This window comes from Pantoea sp. PSNIH1, assembly GCF_007680655.1.
Lineage (GTDB): Bacteria > Pseudomonadota > Gammaproteobacteria > Enterobacterales > Enterobacteriaceae > Pantoea > Pantoea eucrina.
Map to the genome: position 1 here is coordinate 680,208 of NZ_VEIP01000001.1, position 24,403 is coordinate 704,610.

Sequence of the window (24,403 nt, forward strand, 5' to 3'; positions counted from 1 at the left end):
GGCGATCACACTTCAGGGAAAATTTTACCTGCGCTGCGTGCCTTGATTTAGAGTAACAGCACTGTTCCGGCTCAGGACCCCTGTTATGGAAAATTTTCTCAGCTCTGATGCGATCCGTACGCTATTTTCACAGGCCATGTCGGCCATGTATCAGCAGGAAGTGCCGCAGTATGGCGCGCTGACGCAGCTGGTCAGCGCGGTCAATGAACGCACGCTGGAAGCGAACTCCGCGCTGAAAGATCGGCTGGCAGCGGCGGATGAGCTGGCGCGGCTGAGCGTTGAACGCCATGGCGCTATCCGGGTCGGGACGGCCGCCGAGCTCTCTCTGCTGCGGGAGATGTTTGCCGTGATGGGCATGGAGCCGGTGGGCTATTACGACCTGTCGCAGGCGGGCGTACCGGTTCACTCCACGGCTTTCCGGCCCGTGAGCGAGGCCGCGCTGCGCCGCAATCCGTTTCGCGTTTTCACGTCGCTGCTGCGTCCTGAGCTGATTGACGATCCGGCGCTGCACGCCCGAGCGATGGCGATACTCGGCGCGCGTGACATCTTTACGCCCGGCTGCCGCAGGCTTATCCGGCGTCATCAGGAGCAGGGCGGCCTCAATGCCAGAGACGCAGCCGCGTTTGTCAGCGAGGCGCTGGAAACGTTTCGCTGGCACGCGCAGACCACGGTGGACAGCAAAACCTATCATGCGCTGAGCCAGCAGCACCGGCTGATCGCTGACGTTGTCTGCTTCCGCGGCTGCCATATCAACCATCTGACGCCGCGTACGCTGGATATCGATCGCGTGCAGGCGCTGATGCCGTCGCGCGGTATCGAGCCAAAAGTGCTGATTGAAGGCCCGCCGCGGCGCCAGGTTCCGATCCTGCTGCGGCAGACCAGCTTTAAAGCGCTGGAAGAGGCGGTGCATTTCAGTGACGGTACGCCGGGCACGCACACGGCGCGCTTCGGCGAGATAGAGCAGCGCGGTGCGGCGCTGACCCCGGCCGGCCGGGCTCTGTATGACCGGCTGCTGGCTGCCGCGGGCTCCGGCAGCGATAATGCGCAGCATCAGCAGCGCCTCAGTGAGGTATTTCGTGATTTCCCCGATGATGAAGAGACGCTGCGCGAGCAGCAGCTCGCCTGGTTCCGCTATCGTCTGACGGAGCGCGGCGAACAGCAGCCTCCGCGCGCCGGAGAGAGCGTGTCAGCCCTGCTGCAGGCTGGCCGGCTGCAGGCAGAACCTATCGTGTATGAAGATTTTCTGCCGGTCAGCGCGGCGGGCATATTTCAGTCTAATCTGGGTAATGCGGTAACAACGCGCGAGGCGGGTCACGCCAGTCAGGCAGCGTTTGAAGCGGCGCTGGGCGCGTCAGTACAGGATGAGATGGCGCTCTATGCGCAGATGCAGCAGCGCAGTCTGATTCGCTGCGGCATTCACGAGGGATAACAGAGAGCCGGTCAGCGAAATCAGCGATGATTTCAGCAGCCGGCGATTTTTTATCATTATAATGGCAGAAGCATATGCGAATACGCTTCTGCTCAGCGGCACCGTTCAGAACGGTTACGCTTTTTCCCCGATGTAAGCATGGTATTCGATTAAATCCGCCCGTTCAGGATGAAACTCATCTGACCTGCCGGATTCAGCCCTGCCACAATAGACTAAACAGCCTGCCGACAGTAAGCCAAAATATTTGATGATCTCATTCAGCGATCCGGGTCATGTTTCGGCATAATCTGCAAATGCTTTAAGAACATAGACATTTATCGGGTCGCTGCAAATAATGAGGCACGCTTTATCAGGGAACCCGATATGAAAAATGAACCGCGTCTGAGGATCAAGACAGCAGAAGGCGAGCTCAGCGGCCTGATGGATGATGACATCTATGTTTTCAAAGGGATACCTTATGCTGCGCCGCCGACGGGCGCGCTACGCTGGCGGCCACCTCAGCCGGTTACCCCCTGGCAAACCGCACGCGACGCGACCGCGTGGGGAGCAGCGAGCTGGCAAAATCGCGAATACTGCATCGGCATCGGTGGTGGCGATCCGGGCACTTTCAGTGAAGATTGCTTATATCTCAATATCTGGACCCCCGATCCTGAGCCTGGCGCACCGCTGCCGGTGATGGTCTGGCTGCACGGTGGTGGTTTCACCCTCGGTGCCGGCAGCCTGGATCCCTATCAGGGTAAAGCGCTGGCTGCACAGGGCGTAGTAGTGGTCACCCTTAACTACCGGCTGGGCCATCTTGGTTTTTTCTCACATCCCGCGCTGGATGCGCAGTATAAGGCGGGCGCAACCGTCAATAACTTTGCGCTGCTCGACCAGATAGCCGCACTGCAGTGGATCCAGCGCAATATTCCCGCCTTTGGCGGCAACCGTCGCAATATCACGCTATTTGGTGAATCGTCTGGCGCCCGCAGCGTACTCTCTCTCTGCTGTTCACCGCTGGCAGAAGGGCTGTTTCACAAAGGCATCGTCCAGAGCAGCTACAGTCTGCCCGATCTGACGCAGCCGCAGGCGCGGCAGAAGGGAATAGAGGTCGCCGCCCACTTCGGACTGCCGGAGAACGCAACGGCAGAACAGCTGCGCGCGCTGCCCGGCGATGCATTCTGGTCGCTGGCACAGCCGCTGGCGCCGGGACCGGTGGCGATCAGCGGGGATGCCGTGCTGCCAAAGCCGATGCTCGACACCTTTATCGCCGGCCGGCAGCATCGCGTGCCGCTGATGATTGGCAGCAACAGCGATGAAGCCAGCGTACTCAACTATTTTGGGGTCGACGCGCGCGGCGTGCTGCTGCAGATGCGCGAGAAGAACCGCTTCACCTATCGCCTGCTGAAATGGTTATATGACATCCATGATGATGCGCTGCTGGGACGCGCGGTGGCACGCGACATGGCGTTTACCGTCATGCCGCTGCTGATCGCGCAGTCGCAGTCCGGTACCGGCATGCCCGTCTGGCGCTACTGGTTTGACTATGTTTCTGAAAATGCGCGCGATCTCTACCCGCACGGCGCCTGGCACGGTAATGAAATCCCCTATGTGTTTAACGCGCTGGAGACGCTGCCGCCGCCCGATAACCGGCCTTATACTGCCGCGGACAAAACCCTGGCGGCAGAGGTAAGCGCATACTGGGTGGCGTTTGCCAGGGATGCCACTGAATTCAGCTATCGCCTGCGCGGTCGCAATGAAACGGAGTGGCCCGTCTGGCGCACCGGAGAGGATGTCACGCTCGCGTTTGGTGAACAGGGCCGTGCGGTTACCACTTTAAAAAAGCGCTTTATGCGTCGCCGTTTGCGCCTGTTCCGGCTGATGATGCGCAGCCACGTGCAGCTGTAATGCCGGTAGCAGACCGGCGCACGATTGCGTTGTTCCCCCCCGCTGCGCTGGCGCTTATTTAGCTTACAAAACGGTTACATTTTCCCTGCCTGCTGCCGATAACCGCAATATGCCCGATTTTATCGGGCGATAACGCGTATCAATCCAGGGGAACAGGTATGGGTATCTTTAAAAATTTTACGATTCGCGCGGTTTTACTGGCGCTGCTCGGGCTGTTTTGCCTGCTGTGGTGCGGCGTCGGTCTGTTCAGCGTTTATGCGCTGAATGCGCTGGGGAAAGGCAATGAGGTCGATCGCCAGCTGGTGAATCAAATGACGGTGCTGAGCAAAGGCAACGATCAATATTTTCGGGTAGTAACGCGTCTGTCGCGCGTGATGGAGAGCCGTACCGCCGGCGCGGCAATCAGCACAGAAGCCTTTGCCCCCGTTGAGCAGGCGCTCAGCAGCATGAAAGCGCAGCTGGATCAGTTTAAAGCGATGGCACCCGGTCCGATGGATCCGGCAACAGCGCAGAGCGTAATCAACAGCTGGCAGAAACTGCTGGATGAGGGCATTGCGCCGCAGGTCGCGCTGGCGCGCCAGGGCACGCCTGAAGCGTACAAAGCGCAGGCGACCGGCGTGACGCCGGCGCTGAGCCGCGCGTTTGGCGCCACTGCCGAAACCTTTAATCAGTCCGCGGGCAGCAAACTGGATGCAACACGGGTCACGGTAGACCGGCTGACAGGCATGACCAAAGTCATCATCGTGATGGCGGTGGCGGCAGGTCTGCTGATCCTGCTGTTTACGGACAGGTATCTGGTGAGCATGCTGGTCAGGCCGCTGGCGCGGATCCGCGAGCACTTTACGCTGATCGCGCAGGGCGATCTCAGCCAGCCAATGGAGGATGCAGGCCGCAACTGCGTGGGCAAACTGATACCGCTGCTGCGCGCCATGCAGGAGAGCCTGCGCGATGCCGTCAGCGCTATCCGCAGCGGGACAGATAATATCTACCGCGGCGCGTCGGAAATCTCCGCCGGCAACAACGACCTCTCTTCACGCACCGAAGAGCAGGCGGCCGCGCTGGAACAGACCGCGGCCAGCATGGAGCAACTCACCGCGACGGTGAAACTCAACGCCGATAACGCCCGTCAGGCCAGCGCGCTGGCTGATACCGCGACCGGCACCGCGCAGCAGGGTGGTCAGCTGGTAGGCGAAGTGGTTGCCACGATGCAGGGCATTTCCGGCAGCTCGAAGAAAATTGCTGAAATTACCAGCGTCATCAACAGCATCGCTTTCCAGACCAATATCCTGGCGCTCAATGCGGCAGTTGAAGCGGCGCGTGCCGGTGAGCAGGGGCGCGGCTTTGCCGTAGTGGCCAGCGAGGTGCGCAATCTGGCACAGCGCAGCGCCGGAGCCGCAAAAGAGATTGCCAGCCTGATTGCCGACTCGGTGGAGCGGGTGGACAAAGGCTCTGTGCTGGTAAGCAGCGCCGGCACCACGATGGATCAGATCCTGACGTCCGTGCAGGATGTCAGCGAAATTATGAAGCAGATCGCCGCGGCCTCCGAAGAGCAGAGTAAAGGGATCTCGCAGGTTGGCACCGCAGTCACGGAGATGGACAGCGTGACGCAGCAGAACGCCTCGCTGGTTGAGCAGGTCTCTGCGGCGGCGAGCGCGCTGGAGCGGCAGACGGAAGCGCTGCAGCTCTCCGTCGCGCGTTTCCGCCTCTCTGCCGCCGCGCCGGTTCATCATGCGCCGCCGGTTTCCGCTGCTCCGCTGCGTCGTCCGGTGCTGGCTGGCGCTACGCCGGCGGCGAAACCCGCAGCCAGTGAGGAGTGGGTCGCTTTTTAGGCACGGCTGAGCCACGACACCAGCTCAGCGAGCAGCGGCGGGGCGCGCTTATCCTGACGCTGCAGTAAACTGTACGCCGCCCCGGTTGCCACGCTGCCGGGGAACGGCGTCACCAGGCGCTGCGCCAGCAGATCGTTTTCAATCAGCGTGATATCCGCCACCGTAATACCAAACCCCTGTATTGCCGCACTGATAGCGAGATCCATCGTGGCAAAATGCTGATTACGCTGCATCACCAGCTCAATCCGCTGCTGCTGCAGCCAGTGCTGCCAGTCACGCCGGTCTGGCGTCGGATGCAGAAACGTCAGCGCGCTCATCTCTTCAATTCGCTGCGGGATCGCCATCCCGGCGGCCAGCACCGGCGTCAGACGCTCATCAAACAGCCGCAGCGCATCGGGTGGCGGCAGACCATAAACAATCGCCGCATCGAACTCCTCCAGCTGAGAGAGATGCTCCTGGGTCGTGGTCAGCGCGACATGCGTTGCCGGGTAGCGCTGTTCAAACGCAATCAGGCGCGGGAGCAGCCAGCGCATAATGCAGCTGGGCGCTTTCAGCCGCAGCGTCTGCGACGGCTGGCGCGCCCGTTCCGTTACCGCCAGCAGCTGCTGATAGCTCTGCTGCAGCTCCGGCAGCAGCGCCGCGCCGCGTTCAGTCAGCCGCAGGCCACGCGCATGGCGCTGAAACAGCGCAAAGCCCAGCCAGTTTTCCAGCGTGGCAATTTTGCGGCTTACCGCACTCTGCGTCAGGTACAGCTCGCGCGCCGCATGCGTCAGATTGAGACAGCGCGCCGTCACCAGAAACGCGTTAATCGCTGTCAGGGGAGGAGCAGAACAGGCCATAACATCCTCAGCTATGCAATTTTCTCATGGCTATTATGACGACAATTCGCTTGTCGTCTCAAGGCGCTATGCGTTGAATAACGATCTGATCTTTCAATCTTACTCTGTCAGCCAGCGAGGCCGCAGCAATGAGCATCACCACGCCAGTTTCTCTCTGTTCTAAACAGCCCGATGTGGGCACCACGATCTTTAGCGTGATCGGTCAGCTCTCGGCCCGCCATCAGGCGATTAACCTGTCGCAGGGCGCCCCCAATTTTCCCTGCGATCCGCTGCTGGTGGAGCTGGTGGCGCAGGCGATGCACGACGGCCAGAATCAGTACGCGCCGATGACCGGCCTGCCGGCGCTGAAAAACGCGCTGGCGGAAAAAGTGCGCACGCTTTATGGCCAGCATTATGATGCTGACAGCGAAGTGCTGATCACCGGCAGCGCCAGCCAGGGGCTCTATATGGCGATTTCAGCCCTGGTGCACGCAGGCGATGAAGTGATTTTTTTTGAGCCAGCCTTCGACAGCTATGCGCCGGTGGTGCGCCTGCAGGGCGCCACGCCGGTAGGGATCAAGCTGCAGCAGCCCGATTTTGCCATTAACTGGGATGAGGTACGCGCCCGTCTCTCACCGCGTACCCGCATGATCATTATTAATACGCCGCATAATCCGACCGGACAGGTGCTGACGCCGGCAGACCTGAGCGCGCTGGCGCAGCTGACGCGCAACACCGATATTATTGTGCTGTCAGATGAGGTGTATGAGCATATTCTGTTTAATGGCCGTCAGCATTGCGGTATGGCGACCCATCCGGAACTGGCGCAGCGCAGCGTTATCGTCTCGTCATTTGGCAAAACCTTTCACGTCACCGGCTGGCGGGTTGGCTACGCGCTGGCACCGGCTGCTATCATGGCAGAAATCGTCAAGATCCATCAGTTCATGATGTACGCGGCAGACACGCCGATGCAGGCGGGGTTTGCCTGCTATCTCGCGCAGCCGGAGCACTATCTGCAGCTCGCTGCGCTCTATCAGGCAAAGCGCGACCGGCTGGCCACGCTGCTGCAGGCGTCACCGTTCAGGCTGCTGCCCGCCAGCGGATCCTTTTTTATGCTGGCGAGCTTTCGCGATTTCAGTGACGAGAGCGACAGCGAAATGGTAAAACGTCTTATCGTTGATTACGGCGTGGCGACCATTCCGCTCTCAGCGTTTTATTCAGATGGCACCGATAACCGATTAATCCGTCTTTCGTTTGCTAAAGATGACGCCACACTTGAGGCGGGCGCAGCTGCGCTCTGCCGGGTTACAGGGTAAAAGAGGACATATAATGAAAAAACTAAACGCGCTGTTTATTGCACTGGGCATGATCGCATCGGCACAGACGCTGGCGCAGACCAGCCTGCGCTATGGCGTGGAGTCACAATACCCGCCGTTTGAGAGCCGCAACGCCCACGGCGAGCTGGAAGGCTTTGATATTGAGCTGGGTAACGCCATCTGTAAAACCGGCAACTTCAATTGCAGCTGGGTGGAGAGCAGCTTTGATGCGCTGATCCCGGCGCTGCAGGCGAAAAAGTTTGATGCGATTAACTCCGCGATGAACATCACCGAGGCGCGGGCAAAAAGCATCGATTTCACCAAACCGATTTACCGTATTCCCAGCATGCTGATTGTGAAAGCGGGCGAGAAGCTGCAGCCTTCAGCAGACGCGCTGAAAGGAAAATCGGTCGGCGTGCTGCAGGGCTCTATTCAGGAGACCTATGCGAAGAAACACTGGGAGCCTCAGGGCGTGACGGTAACGTCCTATCAGGATCAGAACCAGGTCTATAACGATATGGTCGCCGGTCGTCTGGACGGCACGCTGGTGATGTCGGCGGCCGGGCAGTCCGGCTTCCTGGATAAGCCGCAGGGGAAAGGTTTTGCCTTTGCCGGTGGACCGGTTGAGGATGACGCTATCCTGGGCACCGGCATCGGTTATGGACTGCGCAAAGGCGACAGCCAGCTGAAAACGGCGCTGGATGAAGCTATCAGCAAGGTTCAGGCGGACGGCACCGTGACCCGGCTGGCAGCCAAATATTTTCCGGGCATTGACGTGACTGCCAGCAAACAGCCCTGATAAAGAGCGGGCAGGCGCAACGCCTGCCCTCTGTCAGGCTGGCCTGGCAGCCAGCGCGCACAGCGCCTCCGCCACCTGATACGACTTCACAAACGAGGGGATCGGCAGAAACTCAAAGCGCGAATGAAAATTGTGCGCGCCGGTAAAAAAGTTAGGCGTCAGCAGACCTTTCGCTGACAGCGCAGAGCCATCGGTGCCACCGCGCATCGGGATCACTTTCGGCGTCACGCCAGCCTGCGCCAGCGCGGCAAACAGCAGATCGATGGCGCGGCGATCTTCACCAATCGCATTGCTGATATTGCTGTAAACGTCGCCGATCGTCAGCGCCACCTTGCCGGTGGGATAGCGGGCGGCAATCTGTTCGGCAACCGTTGCCAGCTGCTGTTTCTTCGCGGCAAAACCCTGCAGATCGAAATCACGAATGGAGGCTTTCAGCACCGCCTGGCTGGCGTTCGCCTGCATCTCATTAAACCAGATATAGCCTTCGCGGCCCTCGGTCTGTTCCGGCGTCGCCTGGCGATCAAAACAGCTGATAAAATCATGCGCCATCAGCAGCGGATTGACCAGCACCCCTTTCCCTGACATCGGATGCGCCGGCACGCCGCTAAACACCAGCTCAGCGCTGGCGCCGTTGAAGCATTCATAGACCACCTCTCCCAGCTCACAGCAGTCGATGGTCCAGGCGAAATCGACGTTAAAACGCCGCTCAAGATCCAGCGCTTTGGCACCGCGCAGCCCAATCTCTTCGTCCGGCACAAACGCGACCACGACATCGCCGTGCGCGCCCTGCAGATTCGCCATGAGCGTCATCACCACGCTTACCGCAGCTTTGTTATCGGCACCCAGCACGCTGGTGCCGTCGCTGAAAATAATCTCCTGACCGCGGTAAGGCAGGATCTCCGGATGTTCCGCCACGCGCAGCCAGATTTGCTGCTCAGCATTAAGACAGAGGTCGTCGCCGGTAAAGGTCAGCGTCTGCGGATGGATATCGGGCGAGAGGCCAACGTCCACGGTATCGATATGGGTAATAAAACCGATACGGGGTGCGCCAGGCGTGTTGCCGGGCTTAACGGCGGTTACGGTGGCGTGCTGGTCAATCTCGACCTGCTGCAGCCCCAGGTCTCGCAGCTCCTGTGCCAGCAGCGCAGCCATCTCATGCTGAGAGGGCGTACTGGGCAGGGTGGTGGACTTTGCATCACTCTGGCTGGAGACCGCCAGATAACGATAAAACCGCCGGGTCAGTTCCCGGGCAAGCTGGTCTGTCATCACAATTCCTTATCAGTAAGGGTCCGCAGGTGATACGCCTGGCGGTGAAAACATGTTATCAATGAAATAAATAGCGATGCAGACCAACATAAGTCAATAAAAAGCGAGAAACAGTATGAAAATGATGATGAGCAAACTGACGCTAAGCCTGCTGGGCGTGGCTGTGGCAGGCAGCGTATCCGCGAAGACGCTGGTTTACTGTTCTGAAGGCTCCCCGGAAAACTTTAACCCGCAGCTTTATACCTCCGGCACCAGCGTGGATGCCAGCGCCGTACCGCTGTTTGACCGGCTGGTGGACTTCCGTCCCGGCACGACCGATTTACAGCCTGCGCTGGCAGAACGCTGGGAGATCAGCCCCGATGGCAGGGTTTACACCTTCCATCTGCGCAAAGGCGTAAAATTCCACAGCAATAAACTCTTCACGCCGGGACGCGACTTCAATGCGGACGACGTGATTTTTTCTTTTATGCGGCAGATGGATGCAAAAAATCCCTATCACACCGTATCCGGCGGCAACTACGCGAACTTTGAGAGCCTGGAGCTGGCAAAACTCATCACCGCCATTGACCGCGTAGATGATCACACCGTGCGTATCACGCTGGCGCACCCGGAAGCGCCTTTTCTCGCCGATCTGGCGTGGTATTTCGCCTCCATTCATTCCGCCGAGTATGCGGACAAAATGCTGAAGGCGGGCACGCCGGAAAAAGTTGATATGCAGCCGATTGGCACCGGCCCGTTTGAGCTGGTGCAGTATCAGAAAGATTCACGCATTCTGTATAAGGCGTTCCCGGCTTACTGGCAGGGCAAAGCAAAACTGGATCGGCTGATATTTTCAATCACGCCGGACGCCTCGGTGCGACTGGCGAAGCTGGAGAAAAATGAGTGCCAGGTTATGCCGTTCCCGAATCCGGCCGATCTCGATAAGATGCGCAACAATCCCGATCTGACGCTGGAGCAGAAGTCGGGCCTGAACACCGGTTTTCTCTCGTTTAACACCACCAAAGCGCCGCTGGATAATGTGAAGGTGCGCCAGGCGCTCGCAATGGCCATCAATAAACAGGCGATTATCGACGCAATCTTCAAAGGCACCGGCACGGTAGCGAAAAACATTCTGCCGCCGGGCGTCTGGAGCGCGGATCAGCAGCTGAAAGATTACGCCTGGGATCCGCAACAGGCCAAAGCGCTGCTGCAGGAGGCGGGCATCAAACCCGGTACCGAAATCGCACTCTGGGCGATGCCGGTGCAGCGCCCCTATAATCCCAACGCGCGCCGGATGGCTGAGATGATTCAGGCGGACTGGGCGCAGGTGGGCATCAAAGCCAGCATCGTCAGCTATGAGTGGGGCGAATACCTTAAGCGGGTCAAGAGCGGCGAGCATCAGGCGGCGCTGATGGGCTGGACCACCGCCACCGGCGATCCGGATAACTTCTTTGGTCCGCTCTACAGCTGCACATCAGCGAATGGCGGCTCCAACTCGTCAAAGTGGTGCTATCAGCCGTTTGAGAAAATCATTACCGCCGCGCGCGCCGAGCAGGATCATGATCGGCGCGTTGCGCTCTATCAGGAAGCGCAGCAGATGATGCATGACCAGATGCCGGCGGTCATGATCGCACACTCCACTATTTTTGAACCGGTGCGCAAGTCGGTCAGCGGCTATCAGGTTGATCCGTTTGGCAAGCACAACTTCTATCCGGTCGATATTAAGCAGTAAGCGCTGGATCTTCTGCGCTCAGCTGCTGCTGCAGGAACGCGAGGAACAGCGTCAGGGCGGCGCTGCGGGGCCGCCCTGACTGCGCCTGCAGCTGGAGTGTACGCTGACTGAGCTGTTCGATATTAATGCTCCGCAGGGCGAGCTGATGCCGTCCGGTCTGGCCGCGTACGGTAAAGGCGCTGCAGATTGTCACCGCCTGCGGCGTCTGCAGCAGAAAGTTAAACAGCGCCGAGAAGTTGTCGCAGGTTAACACCGGCTCAATCAGCTGGCCGCTCATGTGGCTCGCCAGTTCAAACAGCTGGCGTACGGTCGTATTTTGCTGCGGCAGCGCCAGCGGATAGTGGCTGAGCTGCGCCAGCGTAATAGCGGACGCTGCGGCCAGCGGGTGCTGCTGCTGCATCAGGAGCAACACCGGCGCAGGCCAGGAGCCGATAATCTCCACTCCCTGTTCAGCACGCAGGCTGAACTGCAGCGCAATATCGCACGCGCCCTGACGCAGCTGCTCTGCCACACCCTGTGCGTCTGCCACCTGTACCTCAAACAGCGTGGCCGGGTGGTCAGCGCGAAACGCGGCGATCAGAGCCGGTAGCAGGCTGAACGCCAGACCATCGGTACAGGCCACGCGGATCAGCGTGCGCCGCATCGCACGTAATCCGTTGATTTCCGCCAGGGCATACTCCATATCGAGCTGCGTTTTTCGCACGTGATGCGCAAAGATTTCCCCCGCCTCCGTCAGCACCATCCCGCGCGCGTGGCGCTGAAACAGCGGCGTGCCAACCTGCGTCTCCAGCCGCTGTATCTGACGACTGATAGCGGAAACGGCCACGTAGAGCTGCGCGCTGGCCGCGCTGAGCGATCCTTCCCGGGCAACCACCAGAAAATAGCGAAGTTCAGTGCTTAACATCGACGTGCCTCATGATAGTGCATGCCTCAGAAACGGGCAGGGAAGCTTTGCTGTAAAAGCAAAGCATACTCGATAAATTGATAATTGTGGCAAAGCAGTGATTTCGTAACTATGTCAGCACAATAACGCAAACAGAGATGCAAACATGACACGAGATCGGGCGATATCAGCCGCGCTGCGCTACTTCGACAGCGGTGAGTTTCAGCAGCTGCTGGCGAGACGCGTGGCGCTGCGCACGGAGAGTCAGCGACCAGATCGTGCGCCGCAGCTGGCGCATTACCTGCGCGAGGAGATCGGCCCGCAGCTGAGCGCGCTCGGTTTTGAGCTGCACTTTATCGCCAACCCGCTGGCGGATAAGCCGCCGTTCCTGGTTGCCATCCGTATGGAAGCGGCGACGCTGCCCACGCTGCTGAGCTATGGTCACGGCGATGTGGTCTTTGGTGACGATGAAAACTGGCGCGCCGATCTGGATCCCTGGCAGCTGACGGCAGAGGGCGATCGCTGGTATGCGCGCGGCAGCGCGGATAATAAAGGCCAGCACTGCATAAATCTGGCGGCGCTGGAGCAGGTCTGGCACGCGCGGGGCGGCCGGCTCGGCTTTAACTGCAAACTGCTGTTTGAAATGGGTGAGGAGATTAGCTCGCCGGGCCTGGCGGAACTCTGCCGGGAACATGCTGCGCTGCTGAAGGCCGATCTCTTTATCGCGTCAGACGGACCGCGCGTCAGCGCACCCCGTCCGACCCTGTTTCTCGGCTCACGCGGCGCGGTAAATTTTCGTCTCACCATCAACGCGCGCGACAACGCCTGTCACTCCGGCAACTGGGGCGGCCTGTTGAGTAACCCCGGTACCCGGCTCGCCCATGCGATCGCAGCACTGATAAGCGCCCGCGGTGAGCTGCAGGTCGCCGCGCTGAAACCTGACTCTCTGACGCCCGCGGTGCGTGCGATCCTGAGCAGCATCCGCGTGGGCGGCATGCCGGGCGATCCTGCGCTTGCCTGCAACTGGGGGGAGCCGGGGCTGACGCCTGCCGAACGCCTTTATGGCTGGAACACGCTGGAAGTGCTGACCTTTATCACCGGCAATCCGGCACGCCCGATGAATGCTATCCCCGCCAGCGCCACGGCGGTATGCCAGCTGCGCTTCGTGGTGGGAACCGACTGGCAGCGGCTGGGCGAGCACGTTACGGCTCACCTTGCCGCCGCAGGCTTTACTGACGTTGAGGTTGAGGTGCTGCACGGATCGCCGGCAACGCGTTTTGATCCGACCGATCCGCTGGTGGAGTGGGTCATGCATACCATGACGGCGCTGTGTGAGCAGCCTCCGGCGCTGCTGCCGAATCTGGGCGGATCGCTGCCGAACGATGTGTTTGCGGACATTCTGGGATTACCGACGCTCTGGGTGCCGCACTCCTATCCGGCCTGCGGGCAGCATGGCGTCAATGAGCATCTGCTGACGCCGGTGGCGCGCGAAGGGCTGCAGATCATGACCGCGCTGCTGTGGGATCTGGGCGAGCGGGGTGACGCGCTTATTGCACAGCATCGTGCCAGAGCAGGAGGTGCACAATGAGCAGCCTGAACCCGGCCGCCACGCTCGCGGGGAGTAAACCTGCGCTGCATAAAACGCTGTTTGCCACCTGCATCGGCAACGCCCTGGAGTGGTTTGATATTGCGGTATATGGATTTTTTGCCAGCTATATTGCCCACGCCTTTTTCCCGGTCAGCGATCCGGCGGTCTCGCTGCTGCTGACCTTTGGCAGTTTTGGCGTCTCATTTCTGATCCGCCCGCTGGGGGCAATCGTGCTGGGTAACTACGCCGATCGCCACGGACGCAAGCGGGCGCTGCTGCTCTCAATCAATCTGATGATGCTGGGCGGGGCGATCATCACTTTTATGCCGGGCTATGCGCACATCGGGCTGCTGGCGCCGCTGCTGATTCTGGTAGCGCGGCTGATTCAGGGATTTTCAGCTGGCGGCGAGTTTGGCAGCTCGACGGCCTTTCTGGTGGAGCACTATCCCGAGCGCAAAGCCTTTATTGCCAGCTGGCAGTTCGCGACCCAGGGAGCCAGTACGCTGATGGCCTCTGCGTTTGGGCTGGGGCTGACGCAGCTGCTGAGCGAAAGTGAAATGCAGGCGTGGGGCTGGCGCATTCCGTTTGCCTTTGGGCTGCTGATTGGTCCGCTGGGTCTCTATATCCGCCGCCATGTGCATGAGCCCGCAAGCTTTGCCGACCGCCCGCCGGAGCCCGCGCCGCTGAAGCGTCTGTTCGGGCGCCAGAAGCAGCTGATGCTGCTGGCGATTGGCCTGATGGTAATCTCGACGGCGGTTAACTACATGCTGAACTATGTGCCGACCTGGGCGACCAAAAATCTCCACCTTTCAGGCAGCGCGGCCTTTACCGCTACGCTGCTGGGCGGGGTGATCCTGACGCTGGTGACGCCGCTGATGGGCCTGTGGGCGGAGCGCGTTGGCCGCGCACCGCTGATGTGGGGATCGCTGATACTGTTAATGGTTACCATCTGGCCGGCGTTCCGGCTGTTAGCGAACCATACCACGCCGGTGACGCTGATTTTGCTGGTCTGCTGGATGGCGCTGCTGAAGTCGGTCTACTTCTCCGTGGTGCCTTCAGTGATGGCCGATCTCTTTCCGATGGGCACGCGCGCCAGCGGCATGGCGATCAGCTATAACGTCGCCGTTACCCTCTTTGGCGGCTTTGCGCCCCTGATTTGCACGCTGCTGATTAGCTGGACGGGAAGTAGCCTGGCACCGGGCTATTATCTGATGGCGATGTCGCTGCTGAGCGGCGCGGCGTTGCTCTTTAGCCAGAAGCATATCCGTTAAGGCGCAGACGTCGGCTGCTGCCGCCGCAGCGGTGCCGCTTTACGACCCCGGCACCGCTGCACCGCTGGCAATAAACCAGGCCAGAAACGTTACGCCGGCAACAATAATGGCAATGGGAAACAGCAAACCAATCTTCATAGCAATCCTTATTAAGCGAGCCGGAGCAGCGCGCGATGCGTTTTCATTATGCTGAACAGTTCAAACTGCGTGGCATCCGCGATCTGCCGCAGGCGATCGCCTTTATGGTAGTCAATGTGCTGAATCTGCCCGAGCTGACGCCAGACCACAATAGCGGAGGCGAGCAGCGCACAGTTCTCTTCGCTCTGCAGGCACTCAACCGTGGCGTAGCGGGTTTCATCCAGGGTATTGATAAAAACGCTCAGCGCAGCGGCTGGCACAATCGCCCGGATATCCTCAAGCATGACGTGGCTGACGGCGCGCGACAGAATCAGCGTTACTCGTTTACTGTTCATAACGGTCCCTGCGGAGAGAGTCAGTGGGATTATAAAGGGCAAAACGGACAGGATGCGAGGCGTAATACAAAAAGCGGGATCCGGCAGCGTGCGTCCCTGCAGCTGCCGGTCAGTCAGTCAGCCATTAGAGCGTAACTGCGGATAGCGGCGGAAAATCGCCACGCACCAGAACAGCGAGAAAAGCCCTATCAGCGCCCCGACGTTACCCACGTCTGAGAGCTGCAGATGCTGGCTGACCTGGCTGCCGAGCAGTGCGCCGGCTCCGATACCGATATTATAAATACCGGAGAAGAGCGACATCGCCACATCGGTGGCATCCGGGGCCAGTGACAGCACGCGAACCTGCATCGCCAGTCCGATCATCATCATCGCCATGCCCCAGATAATACAGAGGGTAATAATGGCGGTCGGGCGCACCGCTGCAAAAATCAGCAGTCCCATACAGAGCGTGATCAGCGCAATAGCAGCGATTAACATCGCAGACGGGAAGCGGTTACCCAGCGTACTGAACAGAATACTGCCGAGAATGCCCGCAGAGCCGAACAGCAGCAGCAGCAGGGTGGTAAAATTGGCATCCGCGTTCGCTACCACCTGCATAAAGGGCTCAATATAGCTATAAGCGGTGTAGTGCGCCGTGACCACCAGCGTCACCAGCAGATACATCGTCACCAGCGCCGGACGGCGGAACAGCATCGGCACGCTGCTGAGTGAGCCGGTATGCTCGCTGGGCAGACGCGGTAACACACGCACCAGCAGGATCATCAGCACCAGCGCCGAGAGGCCAATCATGCCAAACGTGGTGCGCCAGCCGAGATACTGCCCGATTACGCGCCCGATAGGCACCCCCAGAACCATTGCCAGTGCGGTTCCGGTGGCAAGCATACTCAGCGCCTGCGTTTTTTTACCTGCCGGTGCCACGCGAATAGCCAGCGAGGCAGTAATCGACCAGAACACGGCGTGTGAGAGTGCAATCCCGATACGGGACACCACCAGAGAGCGGAAGTCCCAGGCAAACGCTGAGAGCACGTGGCTGCCGGTAAAGAGAATAAACAGCACCGCCAGCAGCAGACGCCGCTCAACGTTGCGCGTCAGCAGCATCAGCGGCAGCGACAGCAGCGCCACCACCCAGGCATAAATGGTGAGCATAATCCCCACATCTGCCGTTTTCATCGTAAAGCTTGCTGCAATATCAGAAAGCAGGCCGACCGGGACAAATTCAGTGGTATTAAAGACAAACGCCGCAATGGCCAGCAGGACAACGCGTAGCCAGGCTGTTTTACGGGAAACGGTAGATGTTTGCATGAAGTTCAAATTAGTCAGACAGCAGGTTAACGGGAGCAGAGACGCCTCAAAGGTGATCTGCGTCACAAATTATCTCTATTGTGGCTGATGAACCGGCAGATGGAAACCTGCTAAGGCTTTTTTATTCCTCTGTTTATTACCGGCATCAGCCGCTGACGGGGAAAAGCGCGGAATTCAGGGCTGACAGAGTGGCGACGTAACCCTTATTTATAACAGTGTGACTTCAGACCAGAATTATCAGAGTCACACCATATGTTTCAGGGCCACGCTATTGCAGGGGGTCAGGTTTTTTTTTACACCCACCGGACAGCAGTGCTCACAGCCCATGGCGCCCGGATAGAATTTACGCGCCTGCTGGATCGCCGCGTTCGGCGCATAAAAAGTGCCAAGAAAGCGCCGCGCAGGGTCGGCAGGGAGGAACGGGCAGCCTTTTGCGTGCACCACATGATTATTGTTATACCCGGCATGTTTATCAACATAGTAAAAAAGCGCCATTAACCACCTCATTGCTGTAAAAAAAACGTCTGACTATTATTGGAATAGAAAAGATTATAACGATGAATTGCAGTTTTGTTTCAGGTGGACCTGGAGAAAGGTGGCAGAAGCGGAGCCGGGACGCTCCGCTTGGCCATAAGCGCGGGTCAGAGGCGGCGGCGCAGCAGCAGAAAACCGGTGAGCAGTGCCAGCAGCAGCAGCAGCGTAATAAATAACGTGACGCCCGGCCAGCCGTAACTATGCCAGAACAGGCCGCCCGCCGTACCGGCCAGGCTGGATCCGGCATAGTAGCTGAACAGATAGAGTGAAGAGGCCTGGCCTCGGGCGCGCCGGGCGCGGGTTCCCACCCAACCGCTGGCAACGGCGTGAGCGGCAAAAAAACCGGCGGTAAAGAGCAGCATGCCGGGAACGATCAGCCACAGGGTGGGCGCCAGCGTCAGCAGCAGTCCGGCCAGCATAATAGCGATAGCGCTCAGCATCACCGGCGCGCGCCCAAAGCGGCCGGTCAGGGCTCCTGCTTTTGGCGAACTCCATGAGCCGGTGAGATAGACCAGCGACAGTAATCCTACTACCGCCTGGCTGAGAGTCCACGGCGCACTCATCAGCCGGTAACCAATATAGTTAAACAGGGTGACAAACGCGCCCATCAGCAGAAAGGCTTCGGCAAACAGCAGCGGCAGCCCGCCGTCGCGCCAGTGCAGGCGGAAGTTGATCAGCAGATGGCGCGGGCGGAGCGAGGCGGGGCGGAAGTGACGCGATGCGGGCAGGATTTTCCAGAACATCAGCGCCGCCGCCAGCGAGCAGCAGCCGGTGACGCCAATGGCGATTCGCCAGGAAAAGAGATCGGTGATCACCCCGGTGAGCAGACGGCCGCTCATGCCGCCAATGGAGTTACCGCTGATATAGAGTCCCATCGAAAAAGCCACCACCCGGGGATACATCTCTTCGCTCAGATAGGTCATGCCAACGGCGGCCACGCCGCTGAGCGACAGGCCGATCAGCGCACGCATCAGCAGAATGGCGTGCCAGCTCTGCATCATCGCCGACAGCAGCGTACACAGCGCCCCCAGCATCAGCGCCGTTACCATCACCGGCTTACGGCCAATAGCGTCTGAAAGCGGACCGGTAAACAGCAGCCCCAGCGCCATCAATCCGGTAGAGAGCGAGAGCGAGATGCTGCTTTGCGCCGGCGTAATGCCAAACTGCTGCGACAGCACCGGCAGAATAGGCTGGACGCAGTAGAGCAGAGCAAAAGTGGCAAGGCCGGCAGAAAACAGCGCCAGCGTCACCGGCAGGAACTGCGGTGAGTCGCGCCCGATGCGGGACGGGGTGGCGTCAGCAGTGACGTCGATAGGGTTACGCCATATCAGCGAGGTAAGGCGGCTCACAGGATATCCTTATTGAGAAAGAGTGATTTACTGTAGAAAGGCGTTAATGAGATGTACAATATATTAATCCTCTCAACTGATATGTTAAAAATATGGCTATCGAGCTGCGTCACCTGCGCTATTTCATTGCTGTCGCTGAGGAGCTGCATTTTGGCCGCGCGGCGCGGCGCCTCAATATTTCTCAGCCGCCGCTCAGCCAGCAGATCCAGCAGCTGGAGCAGAGCATTCAGGCCCGACTGCTGGTGCGCACCAATCGCAGCGTACAGCTGACGCCGGCCGGTGCCGCTTTTCTGCAGGATGCGCGCGCTATTCTGCTGCAGGTAAACCAGAGCGCTGACCGGGCGGCACGCATTCATCAGGGGCAGCAGGGCGAACTGCGCATCGGTTTCACCTCATCAGCCCCGTTTACCGGACTGGTTTCCGATGCGCTGTTTCGTTTTCGCCAGCGCTGGCCGGAAGTGCATATTCATATGCAGGAGCACAACACCCGCCAGCAGCTGACGCCGCTGCTTGATGGCCAGCTCGATCTGGGTGTGATGCGCAATACGCCGCTGCCGGCAGATCTGCATTACCAGCTGCTGCTGCGGGAGCCGTTATATGCGGTGATGCACCGCGATCATCCGCTGGCGCAGCACCGCAGCCTCTCCGTTCGCGCCCTGACCGGGGAGCCGTTTATCTTCTTTGACGCGCAGAGCGGTACGGCGCTCTACGGTGACATTCTGGCCCTGCTGCATCGCTATCACGTCAGCCCGGTTATCACGCAGGAGGCGGGTGAGGCGATGACGATTCTGGGACTGGTAGCGACCGGGCTGGGGATCTCGGTATTGCCCGCTGCGTTTGCCCGGGCGCGGCTCGCCGATCTGATCTGGATCCCGCTGGAGGAGAGCGATGCGCGCTCGGAAGTGTGGCTGGTCTGGTCAGCGCTGCGGGAACCCACCGCCCAGATGCGCAACATGCAGGCGCTGATGCTGGAAAACGCTGAAATCTGACGCAATCAGGGCAGACGGAGCCGAACAATCTGTGCGACCAGTCACATTTCCAGCCAAATAGTTAACGCTCTCCGGCAAAGTGCCTCACCATAGCGAATGTTTATTTAGAAGCGCGAAAATATCCGGGAGCAGGGTGTGAATCGGGAGAGTCAGCCTGGTCATATTGACCACATCAAACAGACTAACGCAGGCGTAGTCTACCGTCTGATTGACCAGCATGGGCCGATATCACGTATTGAACTCTCCAGGCGGGCGCAGCTGGCACCCGCCAGCATTACTAAAATTGTACGCGAAATGCTGGATGCGCATCTGGTGCAGGAAACGGAGTTTCAGGAGCCGGGCAGCCGCGGTCGTCCGGCGATTGGTCTCGTGCTTGATACCCTGGCGTGGCACTATCTGGCGATACGTATTCAGCCCGGCGCAATCACGCTGACGCTGCGCGATTTAAGCAGCCGCGCACTGGAAGAGGATCGCCTGCCGCTGCCCGTGACGTCTGACGTGCCGCTGCTGCAGACGCTGCAGACGCTGGTGGATGCGTTCTTTATCCGGCATCAGCAGCGGCTGGAGCGTCTGACAGCTATCGCTATCACCACCCCGGGTCTTATCAACGCCGCCTCCGGCGTGGTTCATCGTATGCCGGGCTATGATGTAGAGGATATGCCGCTGGGCGAAACGCTGGCGCAGCGTTCCGGCCTGCCGGTGTTTGTGCAGCATGACATCTCAGCGTGGACGCTGGCAGAGGCGCAGTCTGGCGCATCGCGCGGCGCGCAGGATGTTATTCAGATTGTTATTGATGAGACCGTAGGCGCAGGGGTCATCAGTGGCGGTCAGCTGCTGCATAAAAGCGGCCGTGCGCTGGTGGAGATAGGGCATACCCAGATCGATCCCTGGGGCCAGCAGTGCTATTGCGGTAATCACGGCTGCCTGGAGACCGTGGCCAGCACTTCCAGTCTGCTGCAGCTGGCGCAGCAGCGGCTGGCGCTACAGCCTGACAGCCCGCTGCATCAGCAGCCGCTGACGCTGGAAAACCTCTGCCGCGCTGCGCAGCAGGGTGACCGGCTGGCGCACGATGCGATTGCCGGCGTGGGGCATCACGTCGGGCGTATGCTGGCGATGATGGTGAATATTTTCAACCCGCAAAAAATTCTTATCGGTTCGCCACTCAATCAGGCGGCAGACGTACTTTTCCCCGCCATAAACAGCACTATCCGGCAGCAGGCGCTGCCCGCTTACAGCCGCGATCTGGAGCTGGTGCCTGCGTTAATGAGCGATCCCGGTACGCTGGGGGCGGCAGCGCTGATCAAAGATGCCCTCTATAACGGTCATCTGCTGATTAAACTGCTGCAGGGATAACTACAGCCCACCTTAAGTTTGCGCTAACGCAAGCATCCGGCGGCGTCAATTACCTACACTGCCTTCTTCGCAGGCTATCCATGCTGCTTACTGGAAGGAGTGGAACAGGTGAAAACGCTATTTGTCACAGGTACCGATACCGGAGCAGGAAAAACAGTGGTTGCATGCGCGCTGCTGCAATTGCTGGCACAGGCAAACATCTGCGCCGCAGGTTTTAAACCTGTGGCAAAAGAGGCGCGCGCCACGCCGGAAGGATTACGCAACCGCGATGCAGAACTGCTGCAGCAGGCGTCAGGGCTGACGCTCAGCTATCCGGCGGTTAATCCGGTTATTCTGACCGATGATGCGTCCGGAACGGGGGCACGGCAGCATATCGATTACGCGCTGCTGGATCGTCATCTGGCCGATCTGCAGACGCAGGCGGGATATGTGATCGTGGAGGGCACAGGCGGCTGGCGCAGCCTGATAAACGATCGGCAGCCGCTCGCCGGCTGGGTACAGCAGCAGCAGCTGCCGGTCGTGCTGGTCGTGGGGATAAAAACGGGGTGTATTAATCATGCGCTGCTGACAGCGGAGGCGATTGCGCACGATGGCCTGACGCTGGCAGGCTGGGTCGCAAACCGCATCAATCCGGGTTTGGCTCACTATGCGGAGATTGTCAGCGTGCTGCGCGACCGGCTTGCCGCGCCGCTGCTGGGAGAGCTGCCTTATCTGCCGCGCGCTGAGCAGCGCGATCTCACGCGCTATATCGATCCGGAGGCGTTAACCGGGCCGGCGTTTTCCTTTACCAGGGCACAACCCGCAGCCGTCAGCGTGTCAGAACACGATTAACGAGCCACGCGTGCGCCGCTTCCGGCGCACGCAGCGTTCAGGGGTTCAGACGGCGGCGGGTCCGGCCAGAACTGAGATAATCCGCTATGTAATCCTGCGAAATTTCGCCGCTGTAGCGACCATCTTCATCGACAATCGGCATCCAGACGGTATTGTGCTCATACAGCTTTGACAGCACCACGCGCAGGTTCTCTTCAGCTTTACCGGTGACGCGAAAGTGGTGCAGCAGCTCTCCGCACTGGCCGGCAGCGCCGCGCGCTTCGCGCCGCTTCACAAATCCGAGCGGCCTGCCATCCTCATCGACAACCGTAACGGAACGCATATCGTTGTCATCCATGGTGGCAAAGGCCTCTGTAAGCGGCGTGCTGCGGCGTACGGTAATGGTGGGCTGCTGGTCAGTGACGTCGCCCGCCTGTACCAGCAGCAGGCGCTTAAGGGTGCGATCCTGACCAACGAAGGATCCGACAAAGTCATTAGCAGGTTTTGCCAGCAGCTCATCCGGGCTGGCGCACTGCACAATTTTTCCCTGACCAAACACCGCAATGCGATCGCCGAGCTTCAGCGCTTCATCAATATCGTGGCTGACCAGCATGACCGTTTTTTTCAGCTGTCGCTGCATCTCCAGAAACTCGTTCTGGATTACTTCGCGGTTTATCGGATCGACGGCGCCAAACGGCTCATCCATCAGCAATACCGGTGGATCGGCGGCCAGGGCGCGGATAACGCCAATACGCTGCTGCTGACCACCGGACATTTCACGCGGATAGCGATGCAAAAATTTAGTCGGGTCCAGCGCCACCATGCTCATCAGCTCCGTAGCCCGTTCGCGGCAGCGCTTTTTATCCCAGCCCAGCATACGCGGCACCACCGTAATATTCTCCTCAATCGTCATGTTCGGAAACAGGCCAATCTGCTGGATCACATAGCCGATATTGCGGCGCAGCGTTACCGTATCCTGGCCGCTGGTATCCTCTCCGTTGATATAAATCCGGCCGCCGCTGGCCGGTATCAGCCGGTTAATCATCTTCAGCGTGGTGGTTTTGCCGCAGCCGGAAGGGCCGAGCAGCACGCACATTTCGCCTGCCGGTACCTCCAGGCTGACGTTATCAACCGCATTGAAGGCCGCGCCGCTCTTCTGGGTAAAGGTTTTCGTCAGGTTTTCCAGTTTAATCATTAGCGAATTCCCCTCGGGGTCAGTGCCAGCTGCAGCCGGTGCAGCAGCCAGTCAAGAAAGATAGCCAGCAGACATATCATCAGCGCGCCGGCAATAAGCATGCGTACATCGCTACCGCCGATGCCATCCAGCAGCTGCAGTCCGAGACCGCCTGCACCGATAACGGCGGCGATCGCCATAACGCCGACGTTCATCACCACCGCCGTGCGGATGCCGCCGAAAATCACCGGCAGCGCCATCGGGATCTCTACCCAGCGCAGCCGCTGCCAGAACGTCATACCAATGCCGCGTCCCGCTTCGCGCAGTCCGGAGGGCAGGTTTTCCAGCGCCGTATGGGTGTTACGCACAATAGGCAGCAGCGAATAGAGAAACACTGCCGTGATGGCGGGCAGGGCGCCGATGCCCTGGCCGATCTGCGAAAACAACGGGATCATCAGCCCGAACAGCGCAATAGTCGGAATGGTCAGTACAATAGTGGCGATGCCCAGCACCGGTGTCGCCAGCCACTTAAAGCGTACAATTAAAATGCCCAGCGGTACGCCAGCCAGGATGGCAAAACCAACCGCCACCAGCACCAGCCAGGTGTGCTGCCAGGTCAGGCCGAGCAGCATCTGCCAGTTATCAGTGATGTAATAGAGGGTATCCATGGTGTCTCCTTACAGCATGTTACGGGTCTGGAGGAAATCGCGTGCAACCTGAGCGGGTGACTGATGATCGATATCCACCCGCTTGTTCATTTCTGAAATAGCGTCATCAGTAATCAATGCTGACAGCTGATTCAGCGCTTTCTCCAGGCCAGGATGTGCAGCGAGCACCTCTTTACGCACCACTGGCGTGACGTTGTAACTGGGAAAGAAATGCTTATCATCTTTTAATACCAGCAGGTCAAAGCCTTTGACGCGACCATCGGTGGTATAGATCAGGCCGGCGTCCACAAACTCGTCACGGACCGCGTTATAGACCAGGCCGGGATACATCTGACGGATTTGCGGGCGATCGAGCGGCAGTTGATAAACTTTTTGCAGCGGCTTCAGGCCATCGGAGCGACCAGCAAACTCCAGGTCGAGTCCCAGCCGCCAGTTATGCTCCGGATCGCTGGCGCGCACCTGCTCCATTTTGCTTACCAGCTGCGACAGGGTGGTGATACCCTCCTGCTCTGCGCGACGTCGCTGCATGGCGAAAGCGTAAGTGTTGTTCATCGGTGCCGGTTCAAGCCAGACCAGGCCCAGTTTCGCATCCAGCTTTTTTACTGTTTCCCACGCCTGTTCAGAAGACATGGGCTTACTGATGTGGTTAAAAATAATGAGCGAGGTGCCGGTATATTCCCATGTCATATCGATCTGTTTGTTGATCATGGCATTACGGCTGATGGTGGTCGCAATATTGGTCTTAGGGACGATCGTAAACCCGTTTTTCTGCAGCCACAAAACGGACAGGGCAGACAAAATATGCTGTTCAGTAAAGCTTTTGGTTGAGAGCGTAATAGGCGCAGCCGCCAGCGCTGACTGATTAAGCAGTAGCGCAGCGCTCAGGGCCAGCACAGCGCCGCGCAGCCGGTTGAAAAACAGCCTGGTGGGGGTCATCAAAACGTGCTCCATGAG

22 protein-coding genes are annotated in these 24,403 nt (G+C 59.3%); 11 read left to right on the forward strand and 11 right to left on the reverse strand.

Going from position 1 to position 24,403, the window contains the following annotated elements; genetic code table 11:
- The first annotated feature begins 85 nt into the window (after positions 1 to 85).
- The 3 genes from FS690_RS03165 (at position 86) to FS690_RS03175 (ending at position 5,145) form a co-directional block, all read left to right on the forward strand.
- Positions 86 to 1,429, forward strand: a complete 1,344-nt coding sequence (locus FS690_RS03165; protein ID WP_145339061.1) for a VOC family protein — start codon at positions 86 to 88, stop codon at positions 1,427 to 1,429.
- A gap of 363 nt (positions 1,430 to 1,792) precedes the next feature.
- Positions 1,793 to 3,316: a carboxylesterase/lipase family protein gene (locus tag FS690_RS03170; protein WP_104084993.1), complete on the forward strand. Its 1,524-nt coding sequence runs from the start codon at positions 1,793 to 1,795 to the stop codon at positions 3,314 to 3,316.
- Between the two features lie 158 nt (positions 3,317 to 3,474).
- A complete protein-coding gene (locus tag FS690_RS03175) occupies positions 3,475 to 5,145 on the forward strand; it encodes a methyl-accepting chemotaxis protein (protein WP_145339062.1) in 1,671 nt (556 codons plus the stop codon).
- On the opposite strand, the gene FS690_RS03180 is transcribed toward FS690_RS03175, so the two are convergent.
- A complete protein-coding gene (locus FS690_RS03180; RefSeq protein WP_108569339.1) occupies positions 5,142 to 5,984 on the reverse strand; it encodes a LysR substrate-binding domain-containing protein in 843 nt (280 codons plus the stop codon). The genes FS690_RS03175 and FS690_RS03180 overlap by 4 nt on opposite strands.
- Positions 5,985 to 6,112: 128 nt before the next feature.
- On the opposite strand from FS690_RS03180, the gene FS690_RS03185 reads away from it, so the two are divergent.
- Positions 6,113 to 7,279, forward strand: a complete 1,167-nt coding sequence (locus FS690_RS03185; RefSeq protein ID WP_145339063.1) for a methionine aminotransferase — start codon at positions 6,113 to 6,115, stop codon at positions 7,277 to 7,279.
- 13 nt (positions 7,280 to 7,292) lie between these two features.
- The gene (locus FS690_RS03190; RefSeq protein ID WP_039384421.1) at positions 7,293 to 8,078 is read left to right on the forward strand and encodes a transporter substrate-binding domain-containing protein; all 786 of its coding nucleotides are present in this window, start codon (positions 7,293 to 7,295) and stop codon (positions 8,076 to 8,078) included.
- Between the two features lie 33 nt (positions 8,079 to 8,111).
- On the opposite strand, the gene pepT is transcribed toward FS690_RS03190, so the two are convergent.
- On the reverse strand, positions 8,112 to 9,344 hold the full coding sequence (pepT, locus tag FS690_RS03195; protein ID WP_094110915.1) for a peptidase T: 1,233 nt from the start codon (positions 9,342 to 9,344) through the stop codon (positions 8,112 to 8,114).
- A gap of 124 nt (positions 9,345 to 9,468) precedes the next feature.
- Between pepT and FS690_RS03200 the strand changes: the two genes are divergently transcribed.
- Complete coding sequence (locus FS690_RS03200; protein ID WP_186368975.1) at positions 9,469 to 11,055, forward strand: ABC transporter substrate-binding protein; 1,587 nt, start codon at positions 9,469 to 9,471, stop codon at positions 11,053 to 11,055.
- On the opposite strand, the gene FS690_RS03205 is transcribed toward FS690_RS03200, so the two are convergent.
- On the reverse strand, positions 11,045 to 11,959 hold the full coding sequence (locus tag FS690_RS03205; RefSeq protein WP_145339065.1) for a LysR family transcriptional regulator: 915 nt from the start codon (positions 11,957 to 11,959) through the stop codon (positions 11,045 to 11,047). The two genes, FS690_RS03200 and FS690_RS03205, sit on opposite strands and share 11 nt — an antisense overlap.
- Before the next feature lie 145 nt (positions 11,960 to 12,104).
- Between FS690_RS03205 and FS690_RS03210 the strand changes: the two genes are divergently transcribed.
- Together FS690_RS03210 and FS690_RS03215 are read left to right on the forward strand one after the other, a co-directional pair.
- Positions 12,105 to 13,526 carry a M20 family metallopeptidase gene (locus FS690_RS03210; protein ID WP_104084988.1) on the forward strand — a complete coding sequence of 474 codons (1,422 nt, stop codon included), beginning with the start codon at positions 12,105 to 12,107 and terminating at the stop codon, positions 13,524 to 13,526.
- Positions 13,523 to 14,797, forward strand: coding sequence for an MFS transporter (locus FS690_RS03215; RefSeq protein ID WP_104084987.1), 1,275 nt, complete (start codon positions 13,523 to 13,525; stop codon positions 14,795 to 14,797). The genes FS690_RS03210 and FS690_RS03215 overlap by 4 nt, the downstream gene beginning before the upstream one ends.
- 39 nt (positions 14,798 to 14,836) lie before the next feature.
- Here the strand turns inward: FS690_RS03215 and FS690_RS03220 are convergent, their stop codons facing one another.
- The 5 genes from FS690_RS03220 to FS690_RS03240 all read right to left on the reverse strand — a co-directional run bounded on the left by FS690_RS03220 (position 14,837) and on the right by FS690_RS03240 (position 18,419).
- Positions 14,837 to 14,935 (reverse strand): YoaK family small membrane protein, encoded by a 99-nt coding sequence (locus FS690_RS03220; RefSeq protein ID WP_139239671.1) that lies wholly within the window; start codon positions 14,933 to 14,935, stop codon positions 14,837 to 14,839.
- Positions 14,936 to 14,946: 11 nt separating this feature from the next.
- Positions 14,947 to 15,270 (reverse strand): hypothetical protein, encoded by a 324-nt coding sequence (locus FS690_RS03225; protein WP_145339066.1) that lies wholly within the window; start codon positions 15,268 to 15,270, stop codon positions 14,947 to 14,949.
- 117 nt (positions 15,271 to 15,387) lie between these two features.
- Positions 15,388 to 16,572 carry a sugar transporter gene (locus tag FS690_RS03230; protein WP_039385944.1) on the reverse strand — a complete coding sequence of 395 codons (1,185 nt, stop codon included), beginning with the start codon at positions 16,570 to 16,572 and terminating at the stop codon, positions 15,388 to 15,390.
- 243 nt (positions 16,573 to 16,815) lie between these two features.
- Positions 16,816 to 17,067, reverse strand: coding sequence for a hypothetical protein (locus FS690_RS03235; RefSeq protein ID WP_071668833.1), 252 nt, complete (start codon positions 17,065 to 17,067; stop codon positions 16,816 to 16,818).
- Between the two features lie 146 nt (positions 17,068 to 17,213).
- Entirely contained in the window at positions 17,214 to 18,419 is a 1,206-nt protein-coding gene (locus FS690_RS03240; protein ID WP_255471476.1) for an MFS transporter, read from the reverse strand.
- A gap of 128 nt (positions 18,420 to 18,547) precedes the next feature.
- Between FS690_RS03240 and FS690_RS03245 the strand changes: the two genes are divergently transcribed.
- The 3 genes from FS690_RS03245 (at position 18,548) to bioD (ending at position 21,628) form a co-directional block, all read left to right on the forward strand.
- Positions 18,548 to 19,444, forward strand: a complete 897-nt coding sequence (locus tag FS690_RS03245) for a LysR family transcriptional regulator (RefSeq protein WP_039384400.1) — start codon at positions 18,548 to 18,550, stop codon at positions 19,442 to 19,444.
- A 135-nt stretch (positions 19,445 to 19,579) separates the two neighbouring features.
- Entirely contained in the window at positions 19,580 to 20,797 is a 1,218-nt protein-coding gene (locus tag FS690_RS03250; RefSeq protein ID WP_094110910.1) for an ROK family transcriptional regulator, read from the forward strand.
- 108 nt (positions 20,798 to 20,905) lie between these two features.
- Positions 20,906 to 21,628, forward strand: a complete 723-nt coding sequence (gene bioD, locus FS690_RS03255) for a dethiobiotin synthase (protein WP_052246494.1) — start codon at positions 20,906 to 20,908, stop codon at positions 21,626 to 21,628.
- A gap of 37 nt (positions 21,629 to 21,665) precedes the next feature.
- Here bioD and osmV read toward each other — a convergent pair whose 3' ends face one another.
- The 3 genes from osmV to FS690_RS03270 are packed head-to-tail and all read right to left on the reverse strand — an operon-like array spanning position 21,666 to position 24,385.
- Complete coding sequence (gene osmV / locus FS690_RS03260; protein ID WP_113655202.1) at positions 21,666 to 22,802, reverse strand: osmoprotectant ABC transporter ATP-binding protein OsmV; 1,137 nt, start codon at positions 22,800 to 22,802, stop codon at positions 21,666 to 21,668.
- Positions 22,802 to 23,449 (reverse strand): osmoprotectant ABC transporter permease OsmW, encoded by a 648-nt coding sequence (gene osmW / locus FS690_RS03265; RefSeq protein WP_108569332.1) that lies wholly within the window; start codon positions 23,447 to 23,449, stop codon positions 22,802 to 22,804. Before osmW ends, osmV begins: the two co-directional genes overlap by 1 nt.
- Before the next feature lie 9 nt (positions 23,450 to 23,458).
- The gene (locus FS690_RS03270; RefSeq protein WP_108569331.1) at positions 23,459 to 24,385 is read right to left on the reverse strand and encodes a glycine betaine ABC transporter substrate-binding protein; all 927 of its coding nucleotides are present in this window, start codon (positions 24,383 to 24,385) and stop codon (positions 23,459 to 23,461) included.
- Positions 24,386 to 24,403 lie beyond the last annotated feature (18 nt).